This window comes from Herbiconiux sp. VKM Ac-1786 (assembly GCF_015350805.1).
Lineage (GTDB): Bacteria > Actinomycetota > Actinomycetes > Actinomycetales > Microbacteriaceae > Herbiconiux.
Genome location: NZ_JADKSG010000002.1, coordinates 1 through 20569, shown reverse-complemented (window position 1 = coordinate 20569; position 20569 = coordinate 1). Strand labels below are relative to the sequence as shown.

Genomic DNA, 20569 nt, shown 5'->3' with positions numbered 1-20569 from the left:
TCGGGGAGGTGGGGCCGGGGGCTATCGAACGGGCCCTCGATGTGTCAGAGTAGCCCCGTGAGACAACGTTGTCTAGCCGGTGTTCCCGGCTTGTTCGCCCACTGCAGCCGGCCCGGTGCCCGCCGCGTGCTGCCCGCCGCCTGCTGCGTGTCGCCCGACGCCTGCCGCCTGTCGCCGGCCGCCCGCCGCAGCTCGCCCGCCGCCCGCCGCATGTCGCCGGCCGCCCGCCGCAGCTCGCCCGCCGCCCGCCGTAGCTCGCCCGCCGCCCGCCGAGAGGATGCCCGATGACCCCGATCGTCGTCGCCGGCCACATCTGCCTCGACCTCACCCCCGCGCTCGGCCCCGGCGCCGCCCTCGACCCCGGCCGCCTGATCGACGTCGGCCCCCTCCGCATCGGTCTCGGCGGCTGCGTCGCCAACACCGGCCTCGCCCTGGCCGACCTCGGCGCCGACGTCTCCCTGCACTCCACCGTCGGCGACGACGAACTCGGACGCATCGTCGCCGACACCATCGCCCGCCGCCCCGGCCTCACCGCCGACCTGCACGTCGACCACGACCACGCGACCTCCTACAGCCTCGTGCTCGAGCCCGACGGACACGACCGCACCTTCTGGCACCACACCGGCGCGAACGCCGTCTTCACCGGCGAGCACCTCGACGTCGGCGACGCCCCGCTGCTCCACCTCGGCTACCCGCCACTGCTGCCCGCGCTGCTCGCCGAGGGCGGGGCTCCGCTCGAGGCCGTGCTGTCGCGTGCCCGCGCCCGCGGCGCCACCACATCGCTCGACCTCGCGGTGGTCGACCCGGCGTCGGCGGTCGGCGCGGTGGACTGGGCGGGCATCCTGAAGCGCGCCGTCGCCGTGACCGACGTGCTCACCCCGAGCCTCGACGACCTCACCTCGGCACTCGGTGGTGCCCTCGGCATCCCGCCGCTGCCCGCCGCCCGCGCCGCCGGCCTCTACGCCGACCTGCTGCTCTCGTGGGGAGCCGCGGTCGTCGCGATCTCGGCGGGCTCCGAGGGCCTGCTGCTGCGCACGGCCTCCGCCTCCCGCCTGGCCAGAGGGGGCCGGATGCTCGCCCCGCTCGCCGACCGCTGGGCCGACGTGTCACTCCGGGTGCGTCCCGTCGCGGTCCCGCGTGTCGCGACCACGAACGGCGCGGGCGACGCCTCGACCGCGGGCCTCCTCTTCGCCCTCTCCCGCGGATCCTCCCCCACCCTCGCCGCCCACCTCGCCGCCGGCACCGCGGCCGCGGTCATCGCGGGCGACCGCCCGACCCCGGCCACCCTCACGTCCCTCCTCCCGGCAACCGCCGCCCTCTTCGCCCCGCCCGCCCTCGCGCCCTAGCCCCCACCCCCTTCGGACAACACCAACCATGCTCCCCGCCACCGCCAGCGCGCCCCCGCCTGCCCGCGCCCCGCACCCGCCACAATGAACCCCATGCCCAAGCCGCCCACCATGAAGGACGTCGCGGCGGCCGCGGGCGTCGCGCTGAAGACCGTCTCCCGCCACGTCAACGGCGCCACGAACATCGACCCGGCCCTGGCCGCCCGCATCGCCACGGCGATCACCGAGCTCGGCTACCGCCACAACCTCGCCGCCGCGAGCATCCGCCCCGGACGCTCGGCCAAGGTCATCGGCCTCGTCATCTCCGACCTCGCGAACCCCTACTGGTCGCTCCTCGCCCGCTCGGTCGAACGCACGCTCAGCGAGAACGGCTACCTCCTCATGACGGTCAGCTCCGAGGAGGACGCCGACCGCCACCGCCTCCTCGTCGACCGCCTCCTCGCCCAGCGCGTCGATGGCCTCATCGTCTCCCCGCCCCGCCGCGACACCACGGCCTGGGCGGCCGCCGCGGCCCCCCTCCTCCCCGTGGTCGCCATCGACCGCCCGGCGCTCTCCACCCCGCCGCCCCCTGCCCCGGTCCAGGATGCTCGTGCCGACCCCGAGGCGCCCGCCACCTCGCCCACCGAGCCCGACCTCGCCTCGAACGCGAGCGCCGAGGCGAAGCGGCGACCGCACCCTCCCCTCGTCGACACGATCCTCGCCGACAACGCCGGAGGCGCCGAGGCCGCCACCCGCGAACTCCTCCGCCACGGAGCCCGCCGCATCCTCTTCCTCGGCGACTCCCTCGAGCTCTACACGATGCGCGAGCGCCACGCCGGATTCCTCCGAGCCCTGAAGTCCCCCGCCGCCGGCGCCGACTCGTCGGTCGCCACCGCCCACACCGCGGCCGAGGCGGCCGACGTGCTGGCCGCCCTGCTCGGCACGGGCCGCATCGACGCCGTCTTCGCGGCCAACAACCGCGCCTCCATCGGCGCCATCGAGGCCTTCACCCGAGCGGGCACCCGCCTCCCCCTGATCGGCTTCGACGACTTCGAGTCGGCCGCCCTCGTGCGCCCCGCAGTCTCGGTCGTCGCCCAAGACGTCGCCCTCATGGGCGAAGCCGCCGCCCGAGCCGTCCTCGCCCGCCTGGCCGGCGCCACCCCCGCCCCCGCCACGACCACGCTCCCCACCAGCCTGATCCTCCGCGGCTCCGAGCGTCCCTGACCGGGACTACTGCGTCGTGGTGCTCTCGATGCTCATGACGAGCACGACACGGTCGGCCGAGTCGGGCGGCGGGGTCTGGCCGGGGTTGCCGTAGCGCTTGCCGAGCACCACGTAGAAGGTGCCGGTGGGGTCGGGCTCGACCGCGATCAGACGGCCGCGCACCTCGAGGTAGCGGTACGGGTTCACCGGATCGACCACCGACAGGCTCATCGACGGGTTGTGCTGCAGGTTGCGGTACTTCGCGCGCTTCGTGGTGTGCGTGAAGCGCAGCGTGTCGCCGTCACGCAGGTACCACATCGGGTTCACCTGCACGGTGTCGTCGGGGCGGATGGTGCCGAGGTGGCCGTAGTTCGCCTGCTCCAGCAGCTCGGCGTAGTCGGGAGGGATGACGTCGCTCATGCGGATATCCAACCACTGACGTCTGACGCCGGAGTAGGACAAGACGCGGAAAGCGGCGGCCGGAGCCTCTGCGCGGCGTGGGCCCACGAGCAGCTCCGCGTCCTGACAGACGGACAGATGCAAAATGGGCCGCCCCGAAGGGCGACCCATTTTCCATCTGTCGGGCTGACAGGATTTGAACCTGCGACCCCTTGACCCCCAGTCAAGTGCGCTACCAAGCTGCGCCACAGCCCGTGGCCGTCACCCGGAGAAGCGAACCGCTCCAGACAACTTGTCCATGATAGCGCCTCCGGAGAGCCCCCGCAGACACCCCGCCGAGGCACGACCACGTGAGCGCCCGAGAACGCCGGGCGAACGCCTCCTGGAACCGGAAAACGCATGCCCGAGAAGATAGGAAGAAAGTTTGGGACTCACAGTCCTAAAACAGGGCAAATCCTGATCTTCGTCATTGCATAATTGAGCATGCCCCAGTCAACCGCCTTACCCGCGACACCATCCCGACGCCAGGGCGCATCCGTCAACCCGGCCGAACCCCGAGCGGCCCGCACCCACGAAGCCCTGACGTCTGCCCTGTTCGAACTCCTCCGCCAGCACGATCTCACCGAGATCTCCATCTCAGAGCTCTGCCGCACGGCGGGGGTGCACCGCACCACCTTCTACGGCCACTACGCCGACATCTTCGCGTTCGCGGCCGATTCGTTCGCGCACATCCTCGACGAGCTCGGCACCGTGCGCGAGGGCACCTTCGACGGCTACTCCCCCGAGGCCGTCACCGAGGTGTACGCCGACTCGATCCGCCGCGAGCTCGGTCACATCGTCGACCACCGCGCGGCCTACCGCATGATGTTCGGCACCCGAGTCGACGCCGGATTCCGCCGCGAGCTCTACCAGCGCGCCCTCCGCCGGGCCGCGCTCGCCATCGCGGTCTGGCAGCGCCACGGCTATGGCACGGGCATCGACACCACGACCGCCGCTGCCTACATCGCCGGCGGCTCGGTCGGCGTGCTCGAGGCCTGGGCGTTCAGCGAATCCGTCGACACCGACGCCCACACCGACGCGGTCATGGCGTCCTGGCCGGCCTGGTGCGCCTCGGCCGCCCCCACCGAGGCCCTCATCGAGAAGGTCGGCTGACCCGGCCGCTGCCACGCCCGCCCGGCACCAGCCCCGCTGACCCGACACCAGCCCCGCAGACCCGGCCACAGCCACACAGACCCGCCGATTGCGCGCCGACCCGAAAGGTGCGCACCCGGCGCCACCAGGAGCCCGGCTCGTCCCCCACGAGCCGGGCTCCTGCACGTCCGCCCCCGCCCCATGGTGTGGAATGGACCGGTGACCACCACCGCCCCCGCCGACCGCCCGCTCGCCCTCGCCGTCGACGTCGGCGGCACCAAGGCCGAAGCCGCCCTCGTCGACGCCGACGCCCGCCTCGTCCCCGGCACCCGCTTCCGGGCCCCCACGGGCTCCGGCAGCAGCCGCGAGCAGATAGCGGATGCCGTGAGCTTCGTCGTCCGCGAGGCCACCGCCGCGCTCCCCACCGGGGCGCGGCTCCTCGGCGCCGGCATCGGCAGCGCCGGCCCGATCGACGCCGCCCGCGGGACCGTCTCCCCGCTGAACCTCGCCACCTTCCAGGACTACCCCCTCCGCGACCTCGTCGCCGAGGCCTCCGGCCTGCCCGACCCGGTGCTCCGCCTCGACGGTCTCTGCATCCTGCTCGCCGAGCACTGGGCGGGTGCCCTGCAGGGCTACCGCACCGCCATGGGCATGATCGTCTCGACCGGCATCGGCGGCGGCCTCCTCGTGGAGGGCCGTCTGGTCGGCGGGCGCACGGGCAACGCCGGGCACGTGGGCCAGATCCAGCTGCACACGCACGGGTCGGAGGGGCGCGACCACTCCGTCACGCTCGAGGGCATCGCGGCGGGCCCCCGCATCGTGGCCTGGGCCAACGCCCAGGGCTGGGAGGGGTCGAGCGGCGAAGAGCTGGCCGAGAGCTACCGGAACGGGCATCCGCTCGCCCGCGCCGCCGTCGAACGCTCGGCGAACGCGATCGGCGAGGGCATCGCCTCGGTCTGCGCGCTGCTCGACCTCGAGGCGGTCGCCATCGGCGGCGGGTTCTCGCGTGTGACGCCCGACCTGTTCGACCTGATCCGCGCGCGGATCACCGCGATGGCACCGCTCGACACGATCCCGGGCGTGACGGTGCTCCCGTCGGCCCTCAGCGACGAGGGCCCGCTGATCGGCGCGGGCGGCCTGGTGCACCGCGCCGAACTGCTCCCCTGACGACCGACCCGAGCCGAGCCGAGCGCCAGGCGAGCAGCCGACGAGACCGCAAGCAGCCCACGCGAACGCGACCAGCCGGCGAGACCGCGTGCAGCCGGCAAGAACGCCGCGACCTACCGCTTCCGCTTCTCCCGCACCCGCATGTTCACGACGATCGGCGACCCCTCGAACCCGTAGATCTCCCGCAGCCGGCGCTGCACGTAGCGCCGGTACCCCGGGTCGAGGAACCCGGTCGTGAACAGCACGAAGGTCGGCGGACGCGACGCCGCCTGCGTGCCGAACAGGATGCGCGGCTGCTTGCCACCCCGCACGGGGTGCGGGTGCGACGCGGTGAGCTCGGCGAGGAAGGCGTTGAACTTGCCGGTCGGAACCCGCGTGTCCCACGACTCCAGCGCCAGCTCGAGCGCGGGCACCAGCTTCTCGAGGTGACGGCCGGTGCGCGCCGAGATGTTGACGCGCGGCGCCCAGGTCACGTGGTGCAGGTCCTGCTCGATCTCGCGCTCGAGGTAGCGGCGGCGGTCGTCGTCGAGGAGGTCCCACTTGTTGAACGCGAGCACGAGCGCGCGGCCCGACTCGAGCACGAGGTCGATGATGCGCAGGTCCTGCGTCGAGATGGGCTCGGTCACGTCGAGCACGACGACGGCGACCTCGGCCTTCTCGAGCGCGGCCGAGGTGCGCAGCGACGCGTAGAAGTCGGCGCCCTGCTGCAGGTGCACGCGCTTCCGGATGCCCGCCGTGTCGACGAACGTCCACACCTTGCCGCCGAGCTCGATCTGCTCGTCGACCGGGTCGCGGGTGGTGCCCGCGAGCTCGTTCACGACGACGCGCTCCTCGCCCGCAGTCTTGTTCAGCAGCGAGCTCTTGCCCACGTTCGGCCGGCCGAGGATGGCGACCCGTCGCGGCCCGCCGTACTCCTGCTTGGCGACGGCCGAGACCTCGGGCATCTTGGCCATGATCAGGTCGAGCAGGTCGGCGACGCCGCGGCCGTGCAGTGCCGACACGGGGTACGGCTCGCCGAGGCCGAGCGACCACAGCGCCGCGCTCTGCGGCTCCTGGCGCGCGTCGTCCACCTTGTTGGCGGCGAGGAACACCGGGCGGTTCGCCCGGCGCAGCAGCTTCACGACGTGCTCGTCGGTCGCCGTGGCGCCGACGTTCGAGTCGACGACGAACAGCACCACGTCGGCGAGGTCGATCGCGACCTCGGCCTGCGCGGCGACGGCGGCGTTGATGCCGGCCGCGTCGGGCTCCCAGCCGCCGGTGTCGACGAGGGTGAACCGGCGTCCGGCCCACTCCGCCTTGTACGCGACGCGGTCGCGGGTGACGCCCGGCTTGTCCTCGACGACGGCCTCGCGGCGGCCCAGGATGCGGTTCACGAGCGCCGACTTGCCGACGTTCGGCCGGCCCACGATGGCGAGCACGGGCAGCGCCGGCATCGCGACCATGCCGTCGGGGAACTCCTCGGCGAACTCGAGCAGGTCGAGGTCGCCCTCGTCGAGCTCGTAGTCGGCGAGGCCCGAGCGCAGCGTCTCGGCGCGTCGCTCGGCGAGCTCCTCGTCGACGACCGAGAGCCGCTCGGCGAGATCGTCGTCAGGCGCGTCGAACTCCTCCGACGCGTCGAAGTCGTTGCCCGAGATGGGGCCCTGGTTGTCCGCCATGCGGGATCCTCGCTGTCTGCGGCGCCTGGGGCACCGGGGTCGTGTGGGAAGTCAGTGTGTGGAGTTCGTGCGGGCGGTCGTGTCGTGGACCACGTCCACGACCGCGGCCACGGTCTCGTCGAAGTCGAGGTGGGTCGAATCGACGGTCGTCACGCCCTCGGCGGCGTTCATGAAGTCGACCACTCGCGAGTCGGCCTGATCGCGGGTTCGGAGCGCCTCGCCCACGGCGGCGGCCGATTCCCCGGTCAGTTCCTTCGAACGCCTGGCCATTCTAGCCTCTTCGTCGGCCGTGAGCAGGATGCGCACCGGCGCATCCGGTGCCACCACCGTCGTGATGTCCCGCCCCTCCGCGACGATCCCGTCGAAGGCGGTGTCCCGCATGAGGCTCCGGAACCGTTCCGTCAGCCAGCTGCGCACCTCGGGGATGCGCGCGACGGCGCTCACCGCACCGGTCACCCGCGGCTCCCGGATGGCCTCGGTCACGTCGGTCGACCCGACCCGCACGAAGTACGCGTCGGGGTCGGTGCCGATCGCGAAGTCGAAGTCGCCCAGGGAGGCGACCACCGCATCCGGCACCGAGGGATCGACTTGCCGGTCGAGCAGGTTCCAGGCCAGGGCCCGGTAGCTGGCGCCCGTGTCGAGGTAGGCGTAGCCGAGGGCGCGGGCCGTCGCGCGGCTGACGCTCGACTTGCCGCTGCCGGCGGGGCCGTCGATCGCGACGACGACCGGCACGGTGGCGCGGGGCTCCGCGGTGGTGTCTGCAGTGGGTCCGGTCATCCGGCGATCCTCCATCCTCGCGCGGCGAGCGCGCTGGTCACGGTGTCGAGCGTCTCGGGCAGCACGGCGATCTCGGCGAGACCGATCTGTGCGCCCGGTGAGTGCTCGAGTCTCAGGTCTTCGAGGTTCACGCCGTCCTCGCCGAGCTCCGTGAGCAGGCGGGCGAGCTCTCCCGGCCGGTCGTCGACCATGACGACGAGCTGGGCGTAGCGGCGATCCTGGCCGTGCTTGCCCGGGATGCGCGCCACCCCCGCGTTGCCACCCGCGAGCGTCTCGGCAAGCGTGCGCCGCCACGGGGTTCCGCCCACCGCGCCATCACCGTCAGCCGACGCCGTGTCGAGCGCCGCCAGCACCTCGTCGAGATCGTCCCGCACCCCGCGAAGAACCTCCGCGGTGGCCCCGGCGTTCGCCCCGAGGATCTGCACCCACAGCCCAGGATCGCTCGACGCCACCCGCGTCACGTCCCGCAGCCCGCCCCCGGCGAGGTTCACCGCCGCCTCGGGCGCCGAGACGAGGCGCCGCGCCATCAGCGTCGACACCAGCTGTGGCGCGTGCGAGACGAGCGCCACGCTCGAGTCGTGCTGCTCGGCGGTCATCTCGATCAGGGTGGCCCCGAGGTCGAGGATCAGGTCGTCGACGGCCGCGGCGGTCTGGTACGAGATGTCCGGATGCCCGGCCACGACCCACGGCCGCCCGAGGAACAGATCGGCGCGGCCCGACATCGGCCCGCCCTTCTCGCGCCCGGCCAGCGGATGCGACCCCACGTACCGCGTCACGTCCGCCCCCGCCGCGCGCACCGCGGCGAGCACCGGACCCTTCACGCTGGCCACGTCGGTCACGACCGCCCGCGGGTACGCCGACAGCTCGCGCACGATCACCGAGGCGGTGACGTCGGGCGGCACGCACACGACGATCAGCCGCGGCTCGTCGGCGTCACCGGCCGAGCGCCCGGCTCCGTAGTCCATCGCGATCCGCACGTTCGTCGGCGACGCGTCCGACAGGATCACCTCGACGCCCCGCGCCCGCAGCCCGAGCGCGATGCTCGTGCCGAGGAGGCCGACCCCGACGACCCGAACGGGCCCCGTCAGCCGGCTCTCGGGCCCGCTCACTCGCCGTCCTCGTCCGCATCCGGATGCTCGGCCGAGGCCGCGACGTCGGTAGAACCCGACGCACCGGCGCCGGCACCGCCCGCACCGTCGGCCGCCGTCGCCTCCCGCGACAGCGTCAGCAGCTTCCCCACCTCGGCCTTCGTCAGCTCCCGCACCGCTCCCGCCTTCAGCGATCCGAGGTTCAGCGGCCCGAACGACCGGCGCACGAGCTCCACCACCGGATGACCGACGGCGTCGAGCATCCGTCGCACGATGTGGTTGCGCCCGGAGTGCAGCGTCACCTCGACGATCGAGTGCTCGCGCTCGACGTCGAGCAGTCGCGCCTTGTCGGCCTTGATCGGCCCGTCCTCGAGGTCGATGCCGTGGGTCAGCGTCGCCAGCGTCTGCGGCGTCACCCGCCCGTCGACCTTGGCGATGTACGTCTTGAGCACGCCGAACGAGGGGTGCGCGAGCACGTGCGCCAGGTCGCCGTCGTTCGTCAGGATGAGCAGCCCGCTCGTCTCGGCGTCGAGCCGCCCGACGTTGAACAGGCGCTCCTCGAACTCGTCGGTCCAGCGGCGCAGGTCGGGGCGCCCGCGCTCGTCCTGCAGCGAGCTGACCACGCCGGTGGGCTTGTTGAGCATCACGTAGCGCTTCTCGGGGTCGAGCTGCACGGCCATCCCGTCGACGGAGACCAGGTCGGTCTCGGGGTCGATGCGGCGACCGAGCTCGGTCACGACCTGCCCGTTGACCTCGACCCGACCGGCCTCGATCAGCTGCTCGGAGACGCGGCGCGACGCCACGCCCGCCGCCGCCATAACCTTCTGCAGGCGCACGCCCTGCGGCTCGGCATCGGCATCCCACGGCGGTATCTCGAACGGGGTCATCGCACTCCTTGAAGGTCGTCGAAGCCCTCGCTGCCATCGGCGAGCAAGGGCGAGATCCTGGGCAGCTCGTCGAGCGAGTTCAGGCCCAGCTGGGTCAGCAGCATGTCGGTGGTGCCGTAGAGGATCGCTCCGGTCTCGGCCTGGGTCGAGACCTCGGTGATCAGCCCGCGGCTGAGCAGCGTGCGCACGACCGAGTCGACGTTGACCGCCCGGATCGAGGCCACAGCGCCCCGGCTGATCGGCTGCTTGTAGGCGATCACGGCGAGCGTCTCGAGTGCCGCCTGCGACAGCCGCGAGGGGTTCTGGGTCATCACGAAGTCGCGCACGAGCGGGTCGTGCTCGCCGCGCACGTAGAGTCGCCAGCCCCCGGCGACCTCCCGCAGCTCGAAGCCGCGGCGCACGCTTCCGGATGCGCGGCCGTCGTAGTCCTCGACCAGCCGCTCGACACCCTGCCGCACCACCGCCACCGGACGGCCCAGCGCGGTCGCGAGCGACACCAGGCTCTGCGGCTCGTCGGCCACCATGAAGATCGCCTCGAGCGCCCGGTCCACGTCCACCGACGGCGCGGGCGGGGTCGCCTGCGTCATGTCAGCCTCAGTTGTCATAGTCCGCCCCCAGGTTCGCGAGGTCGTCCTCGTTCCAGGTCTCCGCCGTCCACATCAGCGTCAGATCGCCCAGCGGCTCGAGCTGCTCGAACGAGATCGACGCGTGCCGGTAGAGCTCGAGCACCGCGAGGAACCGGGCGATGACGACCCCCTTCTCGTCGATGCCCGCGATCAGCTGCCGGAAGCTCACGGTGGTTCCCGCCGCAGCCGCCGAGCGCAGCACGGCCACGACGTGCGCCGCCTGCTCCCGGATGCTCACGAGCGGTGCGTGCAGATGCTCCAGCCCCACGGTCGGCAGCTCACGAGGCGCGAGCGCCATGGCGGCGAGCGCCGCGAAGTCGTCGGCGGTCAGCGTCCAGACCAGCTCCGGCGTCTGCTGCCGGTACTTCTCCTCGAGCCGCACCAACCGTGGACGCCGCGTGCCCTCCTCGTCGAACCGCTTGGCCAGCCACGCCGAGACCTGCTTGAAGGCGCGGTACTGCAGCAGCCGCGCGAACAGCAGGTCGCGGGCCTCGAGCAGTGCCACGTCCTCCGCGTCGACGAGCTCGCCCTGCGGCAGCAGCCCGGCGATCTTGAGGTCGAGCAGCGTCGCCGCGACCACCAGGAACTCGGATGCGCGGTCGAGCTCCTCGGCGGAGTCGAGCCCCTTGAGGTACCCGATGAACTCGTCGGTCACCCGGCTGAGCGAGATGTCGGTGATGTCGAGCTCGTGCTTGGTGATCAGCGAGAGCAGCAGGTCGAAGGGGCCTTGGAAGTTGTCGAGGCTGAGCGAGAACCCGGGCGCGGCGGTGCCGGCCGCATCCGGATCAGCACCCGGCGACGGGTCGAGGAGCGCGGCGAGCGCCGGCTCAGGCGACCGCGCCACGGGCGACCAGTTCTCTGGCCAGCTGCTTGTAGGCCTTCGCCGAGGTGTGCTCGGGCGCGAACTGCGTGATCGGCTTGCCGGCCACGGTCGCGTCGGGGAACTTCACCGTGCGGCCGATGACCGTCTCGAACACCTTGTCGCCGAAGGTCTCGACGACGCGCTCGAGCACCTCGCGGGAGTGCAGCGTGCGCGGGTCGTACATGGTGGCGAGGATGCCGTCGAGCACGAGCGCCGGGTTCAGCCGGTCGCGCACCTTGTCGATGGTCTCGACGAGCAGGGCCACGCCGCGGAGGGCGAAGTACTCGCACTCGAGCGGGATGAGCACGCCGTGGCTCGCGGTCAGCGCGTTCACGGTGAGCAGGCCGAGCGAGGGCTGGCAGTCGATCAGGATGACGTCGTAGTCGTTGCTCACCTTGCGCAGCACCCGCGCCAGGATCGACTCGCGCGCGACCTCGCTCACGAGGTGCACCTCGGCCGCCGACAGGTCGATGTTCGCCGGGATGATGTCGAGCCCGGGCACGCTCGTCGAGCGGATCGTCTCGGCCGGGTCTTTCACCGTGCCGATCAGCAGGTCGTAGATGGTGGGGATGTCGTGGGTCATCACGCCGAGTCCCGCCGAGAGCGCGCCCTGCGGGTCGAAGTCGATGGCGAGCACCTTGCGCCCGTACTCGGCGAGCGCCGCCCCCACGTTGACGCTCGTCGTGGTCTTGCCGACGCCGCCCTTCTGGTTGCAGAGCGAGATGATGCGCGCCGGGCCGTGCGAGGCCAGCGGAGCCGGGTCGGGGAACTCGGTGCCGGGGCGCCCGGTCGGGCCCATCTTCGGCAGATCGAGGCCGCTCAGCTCGGAGGTCTGTGCCGTCTTCGCCGTTCTCGTGCTTCTGATGGCCACCGAAGTCGCTCCTCATTCCTGCGCGCCATCCCGGCGCACTCGCTCGATTCTACCGGGCGCGGGGGTGGGCGGTCTGGTACATGTCGATCAGCGTGTCCGCGGTGACGTGGGTGTAGAGCTGGGTGGTCGCCACCGAGGAGTGCCCGAGCAGGTCCTGCACCACCCGAACGTCAGCCCCGCCCTGCAGCAGGTGGGTCGCGAAGGAATGCCGGAAGGTGTGCGGCGAGACGTGCGTCGAGAGCCCCGCCCGCTCGGCGGCGGCCTGGATCACGAGCCACGCCCCCTGCCGGCTCAGCCGCTGCCCCCGGATGCCCAGGAAGAGCGCCGGGGTCGACCGCCCCCGAGTCGCGAACGCCGGCCGCACCCGCACGAGGTACGCGTCGAGCGCCGTGCGGGCGTAGCTGCCCACGGGCACCACGCGCTGCTTGCTGCCCTTGCCGGTCACCCGCACCATGTCGCCCTCCTGCACGTCGTCGACGTCGAGGCCGACGAGCTCGGAGATGCGCGCCCCGGTCGCGTAGAGCAGCTCGAGCAGCGCGCGGTCCCGCACGGCGATCGGCTCCTCCCCGCCGGTCGAGGTGAGCAGCCGCTCCATCTCGTCGATGGTGATCGCCTTGGGCAGCCGCAGCGCGAGCTTGGGCGGCTTCACGTCGTGCGCCACGTCGACCTCGACGAGCCCCTCCTCGACGAGGTAGCGGTGGAACCCGCGCACGGTCGACAGGATGCGCGCGACCGACGCCGCCGAAAGCTCCTCCCCCTCGGCGGAGCGCAGCGCCTGCGTGAAGGCGCCGATGTCGTTCTCGCCGACACCGCCGACCTCGGCGATGCCTCGCGCATCCAACCAGGACGCGTAGCGCACCAGATCGCGCCGGTACGCGGCCACCGTGTTGCCGGCCAGCCCGCGCTCGACGGTGATGTGCCGGAGGAACCGGTCGACGGCGACCGGCACGGCGGTCCGAACGGCCGCGGCGACCACGTCGGCCGGCCTAGACGCCCATGGGGCGGTGCTTCGGGTGGTCGGGCCACGGCGCGTCGGCCGCCCGCAGCGTCGACCAGCCGCGAGCCCGCGACGCCTGGGCGGCCAGCGCCCCGACGACGAGCGACGGGTTCTGCACCCGGCTCGCGAGCACGGCGTCGACCACGTCGTCGAGGGCGAACCACTGCGACTGCATGTCGGCCTCCTCGCCCTCGCGCTCGAACGTCGACCCCGTGGGGCGCACACCGCGGGCGAGGTACACCCGGATGGCCTCGTTGTTGCCGCCGGGAGTCGTCACGTAGTCGGCCAGCACGTGCCAGTCGTCGGCCTCGAGGTCGACCTCCTCCGAGAGCTCGCGCTTCGCGGCGTCGAGCGGCGACTCGCCGTCCTCGTCGAGGAGGCCGGCCGGCGGCTCCCACTCGCGACGCCGCACGGGGTGCCGGTACTGCTTGATCAGCAGCACCCGCTCCTCGTCGTCCATCGCGATGATCGCGACGGCGCCGGTGTGGTCGATGAACTCCCGGGTCAGGGTCTCGCCGCCGTAGCGGAACGTCTCGCGGCGCACGTCCCAGATCTTGCCCTCGAAGACGACGTCGCTGGTGTCGGCCTCGATGCCGACGAGCTCGTCGGCCGGTTCGGCACCCGACTCAGGCATCGGCGTCCTGCACGGCGAACAGGCGGCTGGCCTCCTGGCGGTCGAGGGCGGCGCCCACGAGCCCCTTGAACAGCGGATGCGGCCGGCTCGGGCGCGACCGCAGCTCCGGGTGCGCCTGCGTGGCCACGTAGTAGGGGTGCACCTCGCGCGGCAGCTCGACGTACTCGACGAGGTGGCCGTCGGGCGACAGACCCGAGAACGTCATGCCGGCCTCGGCGATCTGCTCGCGGTAGTTGTTGTTCACCTCGTAGCGGTGGCGGTGGCGCTCGGACGCGGTGGGCGCTCCGTACACCTCCTCGGCGATGGAGCCGGGGGCGAGCTTCGCCTCGTAGAGACCGAGCCGCATCGTGCCGCCGAGGTCTCCCCCGGCGATGATGTCGACCTGCTCGGCCATCGTCGCGATCACGGGGAACTCGGTGTCGGGGTCGAACTCGCTGGAGGACGCGCCCTCGAGACCGGCCATGTTGCGGGCGTACTCGATGACCATGCACTGCAGGCCGAGGCAGAGGCCGAGCGCGGGGATCTTGTTCTCGCGGGCGAAGCGCAGCGCTCCGAGCTTGCCCTCGATGCCGCGCACGCCGAAGCCGCCCGGGATGCAGATGCCGTCGACGTCGGCGAGCTCGCGCGCGGCGCCCTCGGGGGTCTCGCACTCGTCCGAGGCGATCCACTTGATCTTCACCTTGGTCTTGTGGCCGAAGCCGCCGGCGCGCAGGGCCTCGGTGACCGAGAGGTAGGCGTCGGGCAGGTCGATGTACTTGCCGACCAGGCCGATGGTGACCTCGTGCTTGGGCTCGTGCACCGCGTCCAGCAGCGGCTGCCACCCCGACCAGTCGACGTCGCCGGTGGCGTCGCCGAGCTCGAGGTGGTCGACGATGTAGGCGTCGAGACCCTGCGAGTGCAGCATCGTGGGGATGTCGTAGATGGAGGGCACGTCGACCGCGTTCACGACCGCGGCCTCGTCGACGTCGCACATCAGCGCGATCTTGCGCTTGTTGCTCTCGGAGACGGGGCGGTCGCTGCGCAGCACCAGCGCATCCGGCTGGATGCCGATGGAGCGGAGCGCGGCCACGGAGTGCTGCGTCGGCTTGGTCTTCTGCTCGCCCGAGGCGTTCATGAAGGGCACCAGCGAGACGTGCACGAAGAAGACGTTCTTGCGGCCGAGCTCGTGCCGCACCTGGCGGGCCGACTCGATGAAGGGCTGCGACTCGATGTCGCCGACCGTGCCGCCGATCTCGGTGATGATCACGTCGGGGCGCGAGACGTCGTGCGCCTGCAGCCGCATGCGGCGCTTGATCTCGTCGGTGATGTGCGGGATGACCTGCACGGTGTCGCCGAGGTACTCGCCGCGGCGCTCCTTGGCGATCACGCTCGAGTAGATCTGACCGGTGGTGACGTTCGCCGCCTGGTTCAGGTTGATGTCGAGGAAGCGCTCGTAATGCCCGATGTCGAGGTCGGTCTCGGCCCCGTCGTCGGTGACGAACACCTCGCCGTGCTGGAACGGGTTCATCGTTCCCGGGTCGACGTTCAGGTAGGGGTCGAGCTTCTGCATCACGACCTTGAGGCCGCGCGCCGTCAGCAGATTGCCGAGGCTGGCGGCGGTGAGGCCCTTGCCCAGGGAGGAGACCACACCCCCTGTGACGAAGATGTGCTTCGTCGTTCTCGTGTCGGTCATTCGGCCTGCGTCATGAGCTTCGTCCACGGAATTCCATCCTAACAGTCACTGGAGGGGTCGATGTCGTCACACCGCCACCGAGTCGTCGGCCGGCCCGGTCGGTGCGCCGCTCGTGGGCGGCCGCTGCAGCAGTTCGACGAGCACGAGCAGCACCAGTGCGACGACCGCCGTCAGCACGATCCGGCCGGTGCCGATCGGCCGCACGGCGAGGATCACGGCGGCCGCGGCCACCCCGATCAGCACCTCGACGGCCACCCGGTTCCGGCCGAGCCACCGCCCGAAGGCTCCGGTCGTGATCGCCCGGCTGTCGCCGTAGCGACGCAGCCGAACCGCGCCCGAAGCGAAGGCGGCCCGCACCGCGGGAGCCGGCCGCAGCGGCCCTCGCACCCACGCGATCAGCGCGATCGTGAAGCCGAGCACGGCGATCGCCACGACGGTCTCCCCCACCCGCGCCGTGACGGTGTCGTAGATTACGCGGGCGGCGTCGATCGGCAGGTAGCGCGGCGCGACGGCGGCGACGGTCACGAGCGAGCCGATCCGGATGGCCAGCCCGACGAGCACCATCACGACGCCCAGAGCGACACCGGTGCGCAGCACCGCCACCGCACGCCGTCGCGCCAGCAGTACGCCGCCCGCGAGCAGCACCAGACAGATCCACGGCAGCCACAGTCCGAGCCCCACCGCGAGCCCGTAGGCGAGCACCAGCTGCCCGAACGAGTCGGACTTCGCCACGACGACACTCACGTCAACCTCCGGGATCGCCGCCGCGATCGTCAGCCCCCGATCGACCATCGCGGCTTTCACCGCCTGCACGACGGGCCCCAGCTGCACGGCCACCTCGCCCGACGACGAGATCGCGAGTGCCGCCGTCGGGTCACCGCTCAGCGCCGCGACCAGCTGCCCATGGCTGACCCGCAGCGCCTGCGCCCACACGTCCGCGAACGCCGGCGACTGCACGACCTCGGTCACCACCGAGGTCGCGAGGCTCTCGAGCCCCAGAGCAGCGGGCACCTGGAGCGCCTGCAGCGCTCTGTCCGCCGCCGGCGGCAGCCCGAGGTCGCCGACCGCGTCGAACACCTCGCCGGTCGTCTGCTCGAAGTCGACCGCGTCGGACACGACGGCCATCACCTCGCTCACCACGAACGCCTGCACGGCCTCGTCGCGCGCGAGCGGAGCGAACGTCTGCACGAACGCCTCCGTGTCCACGAGCTGCGTCTCCCCCCAGTCCGCCACCACCGCCACGGGCGCTACCAGCAGCCCCACGACCACCAGAGCAGCGGACGCTCCCGCCCGCCCCCACCCGGACCACCACCCCCGAGGCGGCCGCCCCTCCGACGGCTCCGCTGCCGTCGAGGCCGCCGCGGATGCCTCCGCCTCGGCGCGGAGCCGCGCGTTCTCGGCGCGGAGCTCGGCCACGAGCGACTCCAGCTCCCCGTCCCCCGTGCCGGCCACGCGTCCCCCGATGCTCGGCGGCGCCCCTCGAGCCGCGATGGCTCTCAGTGTGGCACAGGCCTGCCGCCGGGCAGCAGGGCCGGGTCAGCCGGCGACGGCGAGCGAGCGGGCGATCTCGAGCAGCTCGGCGGCGTGCGCGAGACCCGACTCCGAGTCGGGCAGTCCCGAGAGCAGCCGCGCCATCTCGGCGAGGCGCTCGTCGCCCTCGAGCTGCACCACGTTCGACGCGGTGACCGGCCCGTCCAGGTCCTTCTCGACCCGGAGGTGGTTGGTGGCGAACGCCGCTACCTGCGCCAGATGCGTCACGACGATCACCTGGGACGTCTGCGCGAGTGCGGCCAGCCGTCGCCCGATCTCGATCGCCGAAGCTCCGCCCACCCCCGCGTCGACCTCGTCGAACACGAACGTCGGAACGGGATCGGCGGTCGCGAGCACGACCTCGATAGCGAGCATCACCCGCGACAGCTCACCGCCCGAGGCGCCCTTGTTCAGCGGCCGCGGCTCGGTTCCCTCGTGCGGGCGCAGCAGGAACTGCACCAGGTCGCGCCCAGTCGTACCGAGCTCCTCGCGCGGCTGCACGTCGACGACGAAGCGGGCGTTCGGCATCGCCAGCGCCCCGAGCTCGGCGGTGACCTTCGCCGACAGCTCCTCACCGGCAGCCCGCCGGAGCGCGCTCAGCTCGTCGGCCAGACGCTCCAGCTCGGCCAGCTCGTCGTCGACGAGGGCGGTCAGCTGCTCGATGCGGTCGGAGTCGGAGTCGAGCTCGAGCAACCGGGGCTCGGCCGACTCGGCGTAGGCGATCACGTCGGACAGCTCGGGCCCGTACTTGCGCATCAGGTTCGTCAGCTCGGCCCGGCGCTCCTGCACCCGGTCGAGCTCGCCCACCTCGTCGGTCTCGAGGGTGGTGGCGTAGCTCGCGAGCTGCGTCGAGATGTCGGACACCAGGAAGCTCGCCGAGGCGAGCGCCTCCACGATCGGCGCGAGGGCCTGGTCGTGGTGCGCGACGCGCTCGAGGCTCCGGCGCGCGGCGTCGATCAGCCCCACGGTGTCGGGCTGGTCGCCCGTCTCGCTCGAGATGTTCTCCCGAGCCTCGGCCGAGGCGATGCGGAGGTCTTCGAGGTTCGTCAGCCGCGCGGCGACGTCGGCCAGTTCGTCGTCCTCCCCCGGCTGCGGCGCCACGGCAGTGATCTCGTCGATGGCGGTGCGCAGCTGGTCGGCCTCGCGGATGCGCGCCGTGCGCTCGGTGACGAGCGCCTCGATCTCGGCGGTGTGGGCCTGCCACGAGCCGTGCAGGGAACGGTACTCGGCCAGCAGCGCGGCGAGGGCGGAGCCGGCGAAGCTGTCGAGCGCCCCGCGCTGGGCCGCCTGGCTCTTGAGGCGCAACTGATCGCTCTGACCGTGCACCACCACCAGGGCGTCGCCGATCTCGCTCAGCACGCTGAGCGGGGCCGAGCGGCCGCCGACGACGGTGCGCCCGCGCCCCTCGGCCGAGACCGAGCGCGACAGGATGACCTCGCTGCCGTCGGGCCCGCCGTCGTCGAGGTCGCCGCCGATCTCGCGCACCCGCTCGGCCACGGCGCTCTCGGGGTCGACGAGCACGCGGCCCTCGACCCAGGCCTGGGCGGCTCCCGAGCGGACGGCTCCGGTGTCGGCCCGCTGCCCGAGCAGCAGCCCGAGCGCGGACACGACCATCGTCTTGCCCGCACCGGTCTCACCGGTCACGGCGGTGAAGCCGCGCCCGAGGGGCAGGACGGCCTCGCCGATCACCCCGAGGTCGCGGATGGACAGTTCCTCAATCACGATCCATCGGACCTCTCCACCCGTTCACGGGCAGATTGAACTTGCGCACGAGCCGATCGGTGAACGGCCCCATCTGCAGCCGGGCGAGCCGCACCGGCACGGGCGATCGCCGCACGACGACCCGCGCGCCCTTGGGCAGGTCGCGCATCCGTCGCCCGTCGCTCCACAGCACGGCGCCGCCCTGGGAGCGCTCGAGCACCTCGACCGCCAGCGCGGAGTCGGGCCCGACGACGAGCGGACGCGCGAACAGGGCGTGCGGGCTCAACGGCACCATCAAGAGGGCGTCGAGGCTCGGCCAGACGACGGGGCCGCCGGCCGAGAATGAGTAGGCGGTGGAGCCGGTGGGCGTCGACATGACCACGCCGTCGCAGCCGAAGCTCGACAGGGGTCGGCCGTCGACCTCGATGACGACCTCGAGCATCCGCTCCCGGCTCGCCTTCTCGACCGTCGCCTCGTTGAGGGCCCAGCTCTCGTAGACCACCTCGGTGCCGAGCTTCACCCGCACCGACAGCGTCATGCGCTCCTCGACCAGGTAGTCGCGGGCCAGGGCGCGCTGCACCGTGGCGGTGAGGTCTTTGCGCTCGCTCTCGGCGAGGAAGCCGACATGCCCGAGGTTCACCCCGAGCAGCGGCACCGTCGCTCCGCGCACGATCTCGGCGGCGCGCAGGATGGTGCCGTCGCCCCCGAGCACCATCACGAGCTCGAGGTCGTAGACCGAGATGCCCGACCCGAGGGTCGCCACCTCCCCCAGCTCGTCGAGCACCTCGGGGTGGTCGCCGTCGTCGAACGGCGGCAGCACCGGCGTGACGCCGGCCTCCCGCAACTGGTCGCAGACGCTCTTCGCGGCGAGCACGGAATCGCGCCGGCCCGTGTGCAGCACGACGAGCATGTACCGTGCCTTGGACGTCACCTCAGAGGTCACGCGTCACGCTCCTGTCATCTCGGTCACCCGCTGCAACCATTCTGTCGGATGGGACCCGACCTCCCGATTGAACCAGACCAGATACTCCTGATTCCCGGCACCCCCGGCAATGGGGGACGCGATCATCCCGGCTGTGGACAACCCGAGGTCGTACGCCGCCCAGAGCACGTTGGACACCGCATCCGCCCGCAGCGCCGCGTTCTTCACGATGCCCTCCTTGACACCCGTGCGGCCCACCTCGAACTGCGGCTTGACCAGCAGCACGAAGTCGGCGTCGGGCGTGGCCACGCTCTGCAGCGCGGGCAGCACGATCCCGAGCGAGATGAACGACAGATCGCCCACCACCAGCTGAACGGCGTCATGAACTCCGGATGCTCCGCCGAGCGTCTCGGGTGTCGCGAACCTGAGGTTGAACCCCTCGACCTCGACCACCCGCTCGTCCTTGGCGACGATGGGGTCGAGCTGGCCGTGCCCCACGTCGACGGCGAGCACCTGCCGCGCACCGCGCTCCAGCAGCACCTGGGTGAAGCCACCCGTGGACGCGCCGGCATCCAGTGCCAGCTTCCCCTCCACGATCACCGGGAAGGCGTCGAGGGCGGCGATCAGCTTGTTGGCGCCGCGACTGACGTACCGATCGACGGCGTCGACCGTGACGCTCTGCCCCTCGAGCACCGGATGCGCGGCCTTCACGATCGGCGCACCGTCGACCCGCACGTACCCGTTCGCGATGAGGCGGGCCGCGTGGGTGCGGGAGCGCGCGAGACCGAGAGCGGCGACGGTCGCGTCGAGACGGGTGGAACTAGGCATTCGACGGAAGCGAGTCCCCGCCCTCGAGGCGGCCCTTCAGTTCGTCGTGCAGCTGGGCGTACGCGGTGGCGCGGGAGTCGAGGGACTGCTCCTCGATCACCCGGAGGCGCGGCAGCAAGGCCGCCTCGTCGTTCCGCTCGTCGTCGCTCATCACTTCAGGCTACCCCGTTCTGATCGGCGCTTAAATGCAGAATGCCCACCCCCGGAGGGGTGGGCATTCTCAAAGTATGTCCGGCGGTGTCCTACTCTCCCACAAGGTCCCCCTTGCAGTACCATCGGCGCTGAGAGTCTTAG

At 72.0% G+C, this 20569-nt stretch carries 20 protein-coding genes and 1 tRNA gene; 4 read left to right on the top strand and 17 right to left on the bottom strand.

Going from position 1 to position 20569, the window contains the following annotated elements; genetic code table 11:
* Window positions 1-284 precede the first annotated feature (284 nt).
* Together ITJ64_RS11100 and ITJ64_RS11095 are read left to right on the top strand one after the other, a co-directional pair.
* The gene (locus tag ITJ64_RS11100; protein ID WP_194680876.1) at window positions 285-1346 is read left to right on the top strand and encodes a carbohydrate kinase family protein; all 1062 of its coding nucleotides are present in this window, start codon (window positions 285-287) and stop codon (window positions 1344-1346) included.
* Window positions 1347-1439: 93 nt separating this feature from the next.
* Window positions 1440-2549: a LacI family DNA-binding transcriptional regulator gene (locus tag ITJ64_RS11095; RefSeq protein WP_194680875.1), complete on the top strand. Its 1110-nt coding sequence runs from the start codon at window positions 1440-1442 to the stop codon at window positions 2547-2549.
* Between the two features lie 6 nt (window positions 2550-2555).
* On the opposite strand, the gene ITJ64_RS11090 is transcribed toward ITJ64_RS11095, so the two are convergent.
* Window positions 2556-2948, bottom strand: coding sequence for a PPOX class F420-dependent oxidoreductase (locus ITJ64_RS11090; RefSeq protein WP_194680874.1), 393 nt, complete (start codon window positions 2946-2948; stop codon window positions 2556-2558).
* Between the two features lie 160 nt (window positions 2949-3108).
* Window positions 3109-3182: transfer RNA gene (locus ITJ64_RS11085), tRNA-Pro, on the bottom strand.
* 228 nt (window positions 3183-3410) lie between these two features.
* On the opposite strand from ITJ64_RS11085, the gene ITJ64_RS11080 reads away from it, so the two are divergent.
* Both ITJ64_RS11080 and ITJ64_RS11075 read left to right on the top strand, forming a co-directional pair.
* Window positions 3411-4079, top strand: a complete 669-nt coding sequence (locus tag ITJ64_RS11080; RefSeq protein WP_194680873.1) for a TetR/AcrR family transcriptional regulator — start codon at window positions 3411-3413, stop codon at window positions 4077-4079.
* Window positions 4080-4277: 198 nt separating this feature from the next.
* The gene (locus ITJ64_RS11075) at window positions 4278-5225 is read left to right on the top strand and encodes an ROK family protein (protein ID WP_370545158.1); all 948 of its coding nucleotides are present in this window, start codon (window positions 4278-4280) and stop codon (window positions 5223-5225) included.
* Between the two features lie 113 nt (window positions 5226-5338).
* Here the strand turns inward: ITJ64_RS11075 and der are convergent, their stop codons facing one another.
* From der to ITJ64_RS11000, 15 genes are all read right to left on the bottom strand, one after another.
* Window positions 5339-6880, bottom strand: a complete 1542-nt coding sequence (der, locus tag ITJ64_RS11070; RefSeq protein WP_194680871.1) for a ribosome biogenesis GTPase Der — start codon at window positions 6878-6880, stop codon at window positions 5339-5341.
* A gap of 51 nt (window positions 6881-6931) precedes the next feature.
* Window positions 6932-7657: a (d)CMP kinase gene (cmk, locus tag ITJ64_RS11065; protein WP_194680870.1), complete on the bottom strand. Its 726-nt coding sequence runs from the start codon at window positions 7655-7657 to the stop codon at window positions 6932-6934.
* Window positions 7654-8766 carry a prephenate dehydrogenase gene (locus ITJ64_RS11060; protein ID WP_194680869.1) on the bottom strand — a complete coding sequence of 371 codons (1113 nt, stop codon included), beginning with the start codon at window positions 8764-8766 and terminating at the stop codon, window positions 7654-7656. The genes cmk and ITJ64_RS11060 overlap by 4 nt, the downstream gene beginning before the upstream one ends.
* Window positions 8763-9632, bottom strand: a complete 870-nt coding sequence (locus tag ITJ64_RS11055) for a pseudouridine synthase (RefSeq protein WP_194680868.1) — start codon at window positions 9630-9632, stop codon at window positions 8763-8765. Before ITJ64_RS11055 ends, ITJ64_RS11060 begins: the two co-directional genes overlap by 4 nt.
* Entirely contained in the window at window positions 9629-10237 is a 609-nt protein-coding gene (gene scpB, locus ITJ64_RS11050) for an SMC-Scp complex subunit ScpB (protein ID WP_194680867.1), read from the bottom strand. The genes ITJ64_RS11055 and scpB overlap by 4 nt, the downstream gene beginning before the upstream one ends.
* The gene (locus ITJ64_RS11045; protein WP_194680866.1) at window positions 10227-11102 is read right to left on the bottom strand and encodes a ScpA family protein; all 876 of its coding nucleotides are present in this window, start codon (window positions 11100-11102) and stop codon (window positions 10227-10229) included. The genes scpB and ITJ64_RS11045 overlap by 11 nt, the downstream gene beginning before the upstream one ends.
* Window positions 11086-11919, bottom strand: coding sequence for a ParA family protein (locus ITJ64_RS11040; protein ID WP_194682111.1), 834 nt, complete (start codon window positions 11917-11919; stop codon window positions 11086-11088). The genes ITJ64_RS11045 and ITJ64_RS11040 overlap by 17 nt, the downstream gene beginning before the upstream one ends.
* A gap of 121 nt (window positions 11920-12040) precedes the next feature.
* Window positions 12041-12967, bottom strand: coding sequence for a site-specific tyrosine recombinase XerD (gene xerD, locus ITJ64_RS11035; protein ID WP_370545157.1), 927 nt, complete (start codon window positions 12965-12967; stop codon window positions 12041-12043).
* A 10-nt stretch (window positions 12968-12977) separates the two neighbouring features.
* The gene (locus ITJ64_RS11030) at window positions 12978-13622 is read right to left on the bottom strand and encodes an NUDIX hydrolase (RefSeq protein WP_194680865.1); all 645 of its coding nucleotides are present in this window, start codon (window positions 13620-13622) and stop codon (window positions 12978-12980) included.
* Window positions 13615-15294: a CTP synthase gene (locus ITJ64_RS11025; protein WP_194680864.1), complete on the bottom strand. Its 1680-nt coding sequence runs from the start codon at window positions 15292-15294 to the stop codon at window positions 13615-13617. The genes ITJ64_RS11030 and ITJ64_RS11025 overlap by 8 nt, the downstream gene beginning before the upstream one ends.
* Before the next feature lie 66 nt (window positions 15295-15360).
* On the bottom strand, window positions 15361-16746 hold the full coding sequence (locus ITJ64_RS11020) for a hypothetical protein (RefSeq protein ID WP_194680863.1): 1386 nt from the start codon (window positions 16744-16746) through the stop codon (window positions 15361-15363).
* Window positions 16747-16830: 84 nt separating this feature from the next.
* Entirely contained in the window at window positions 16831-18546 is a 1716-nt protein-coding gene (gene recN / locus ITJ64_RS11015) for a DNA repair protein RecN (protein ID WP_194680862.1), read from the bottom strand.
* Window positions 18539-19468, bottom strand: a complete 930-nt coding sequence (locus tag ITJ64_RS11010) for an NAD kinase (RefSeq protein WP_370545156.1) — start codon at window positions 19466-19468, stop codon at window positions 18539-18541. The genes recN and ITJ64_RS11010 overlap by 8 nt, the downstream gene beginning before the upstream one ends.
* A 3-nt stretch (window positions 19469-19471) precedes the next feature.
* Complete coding sequence (locus ITJ64_RS11005; protein WP_194680861.1) at window positions 19472-20275, bottom strand: TlyA family RNA methyltransferase; 804 nt, start codon at window positions 20273-20275, stop codon at window positions 19472-19474.
* Window positions 20268-20426 carry a hypothetical protein gene (locus ITJ64_RS11000; RefSeq protein ID WP_194680860.1) on the bottom strand — a complete coding sequence of 53 codons (159 nt, stop codon included), beginning with the start codon at window positions 20424-20426 and terminating at the stop codon, window positions 20268-20270. Before ITJ64_RS11000 ends, ITJ64_RS11005 begins: the two co-directional genes overlap by 8 nt.
* Window positions 20427-20569: the final 143 nt, after the last annotated feature.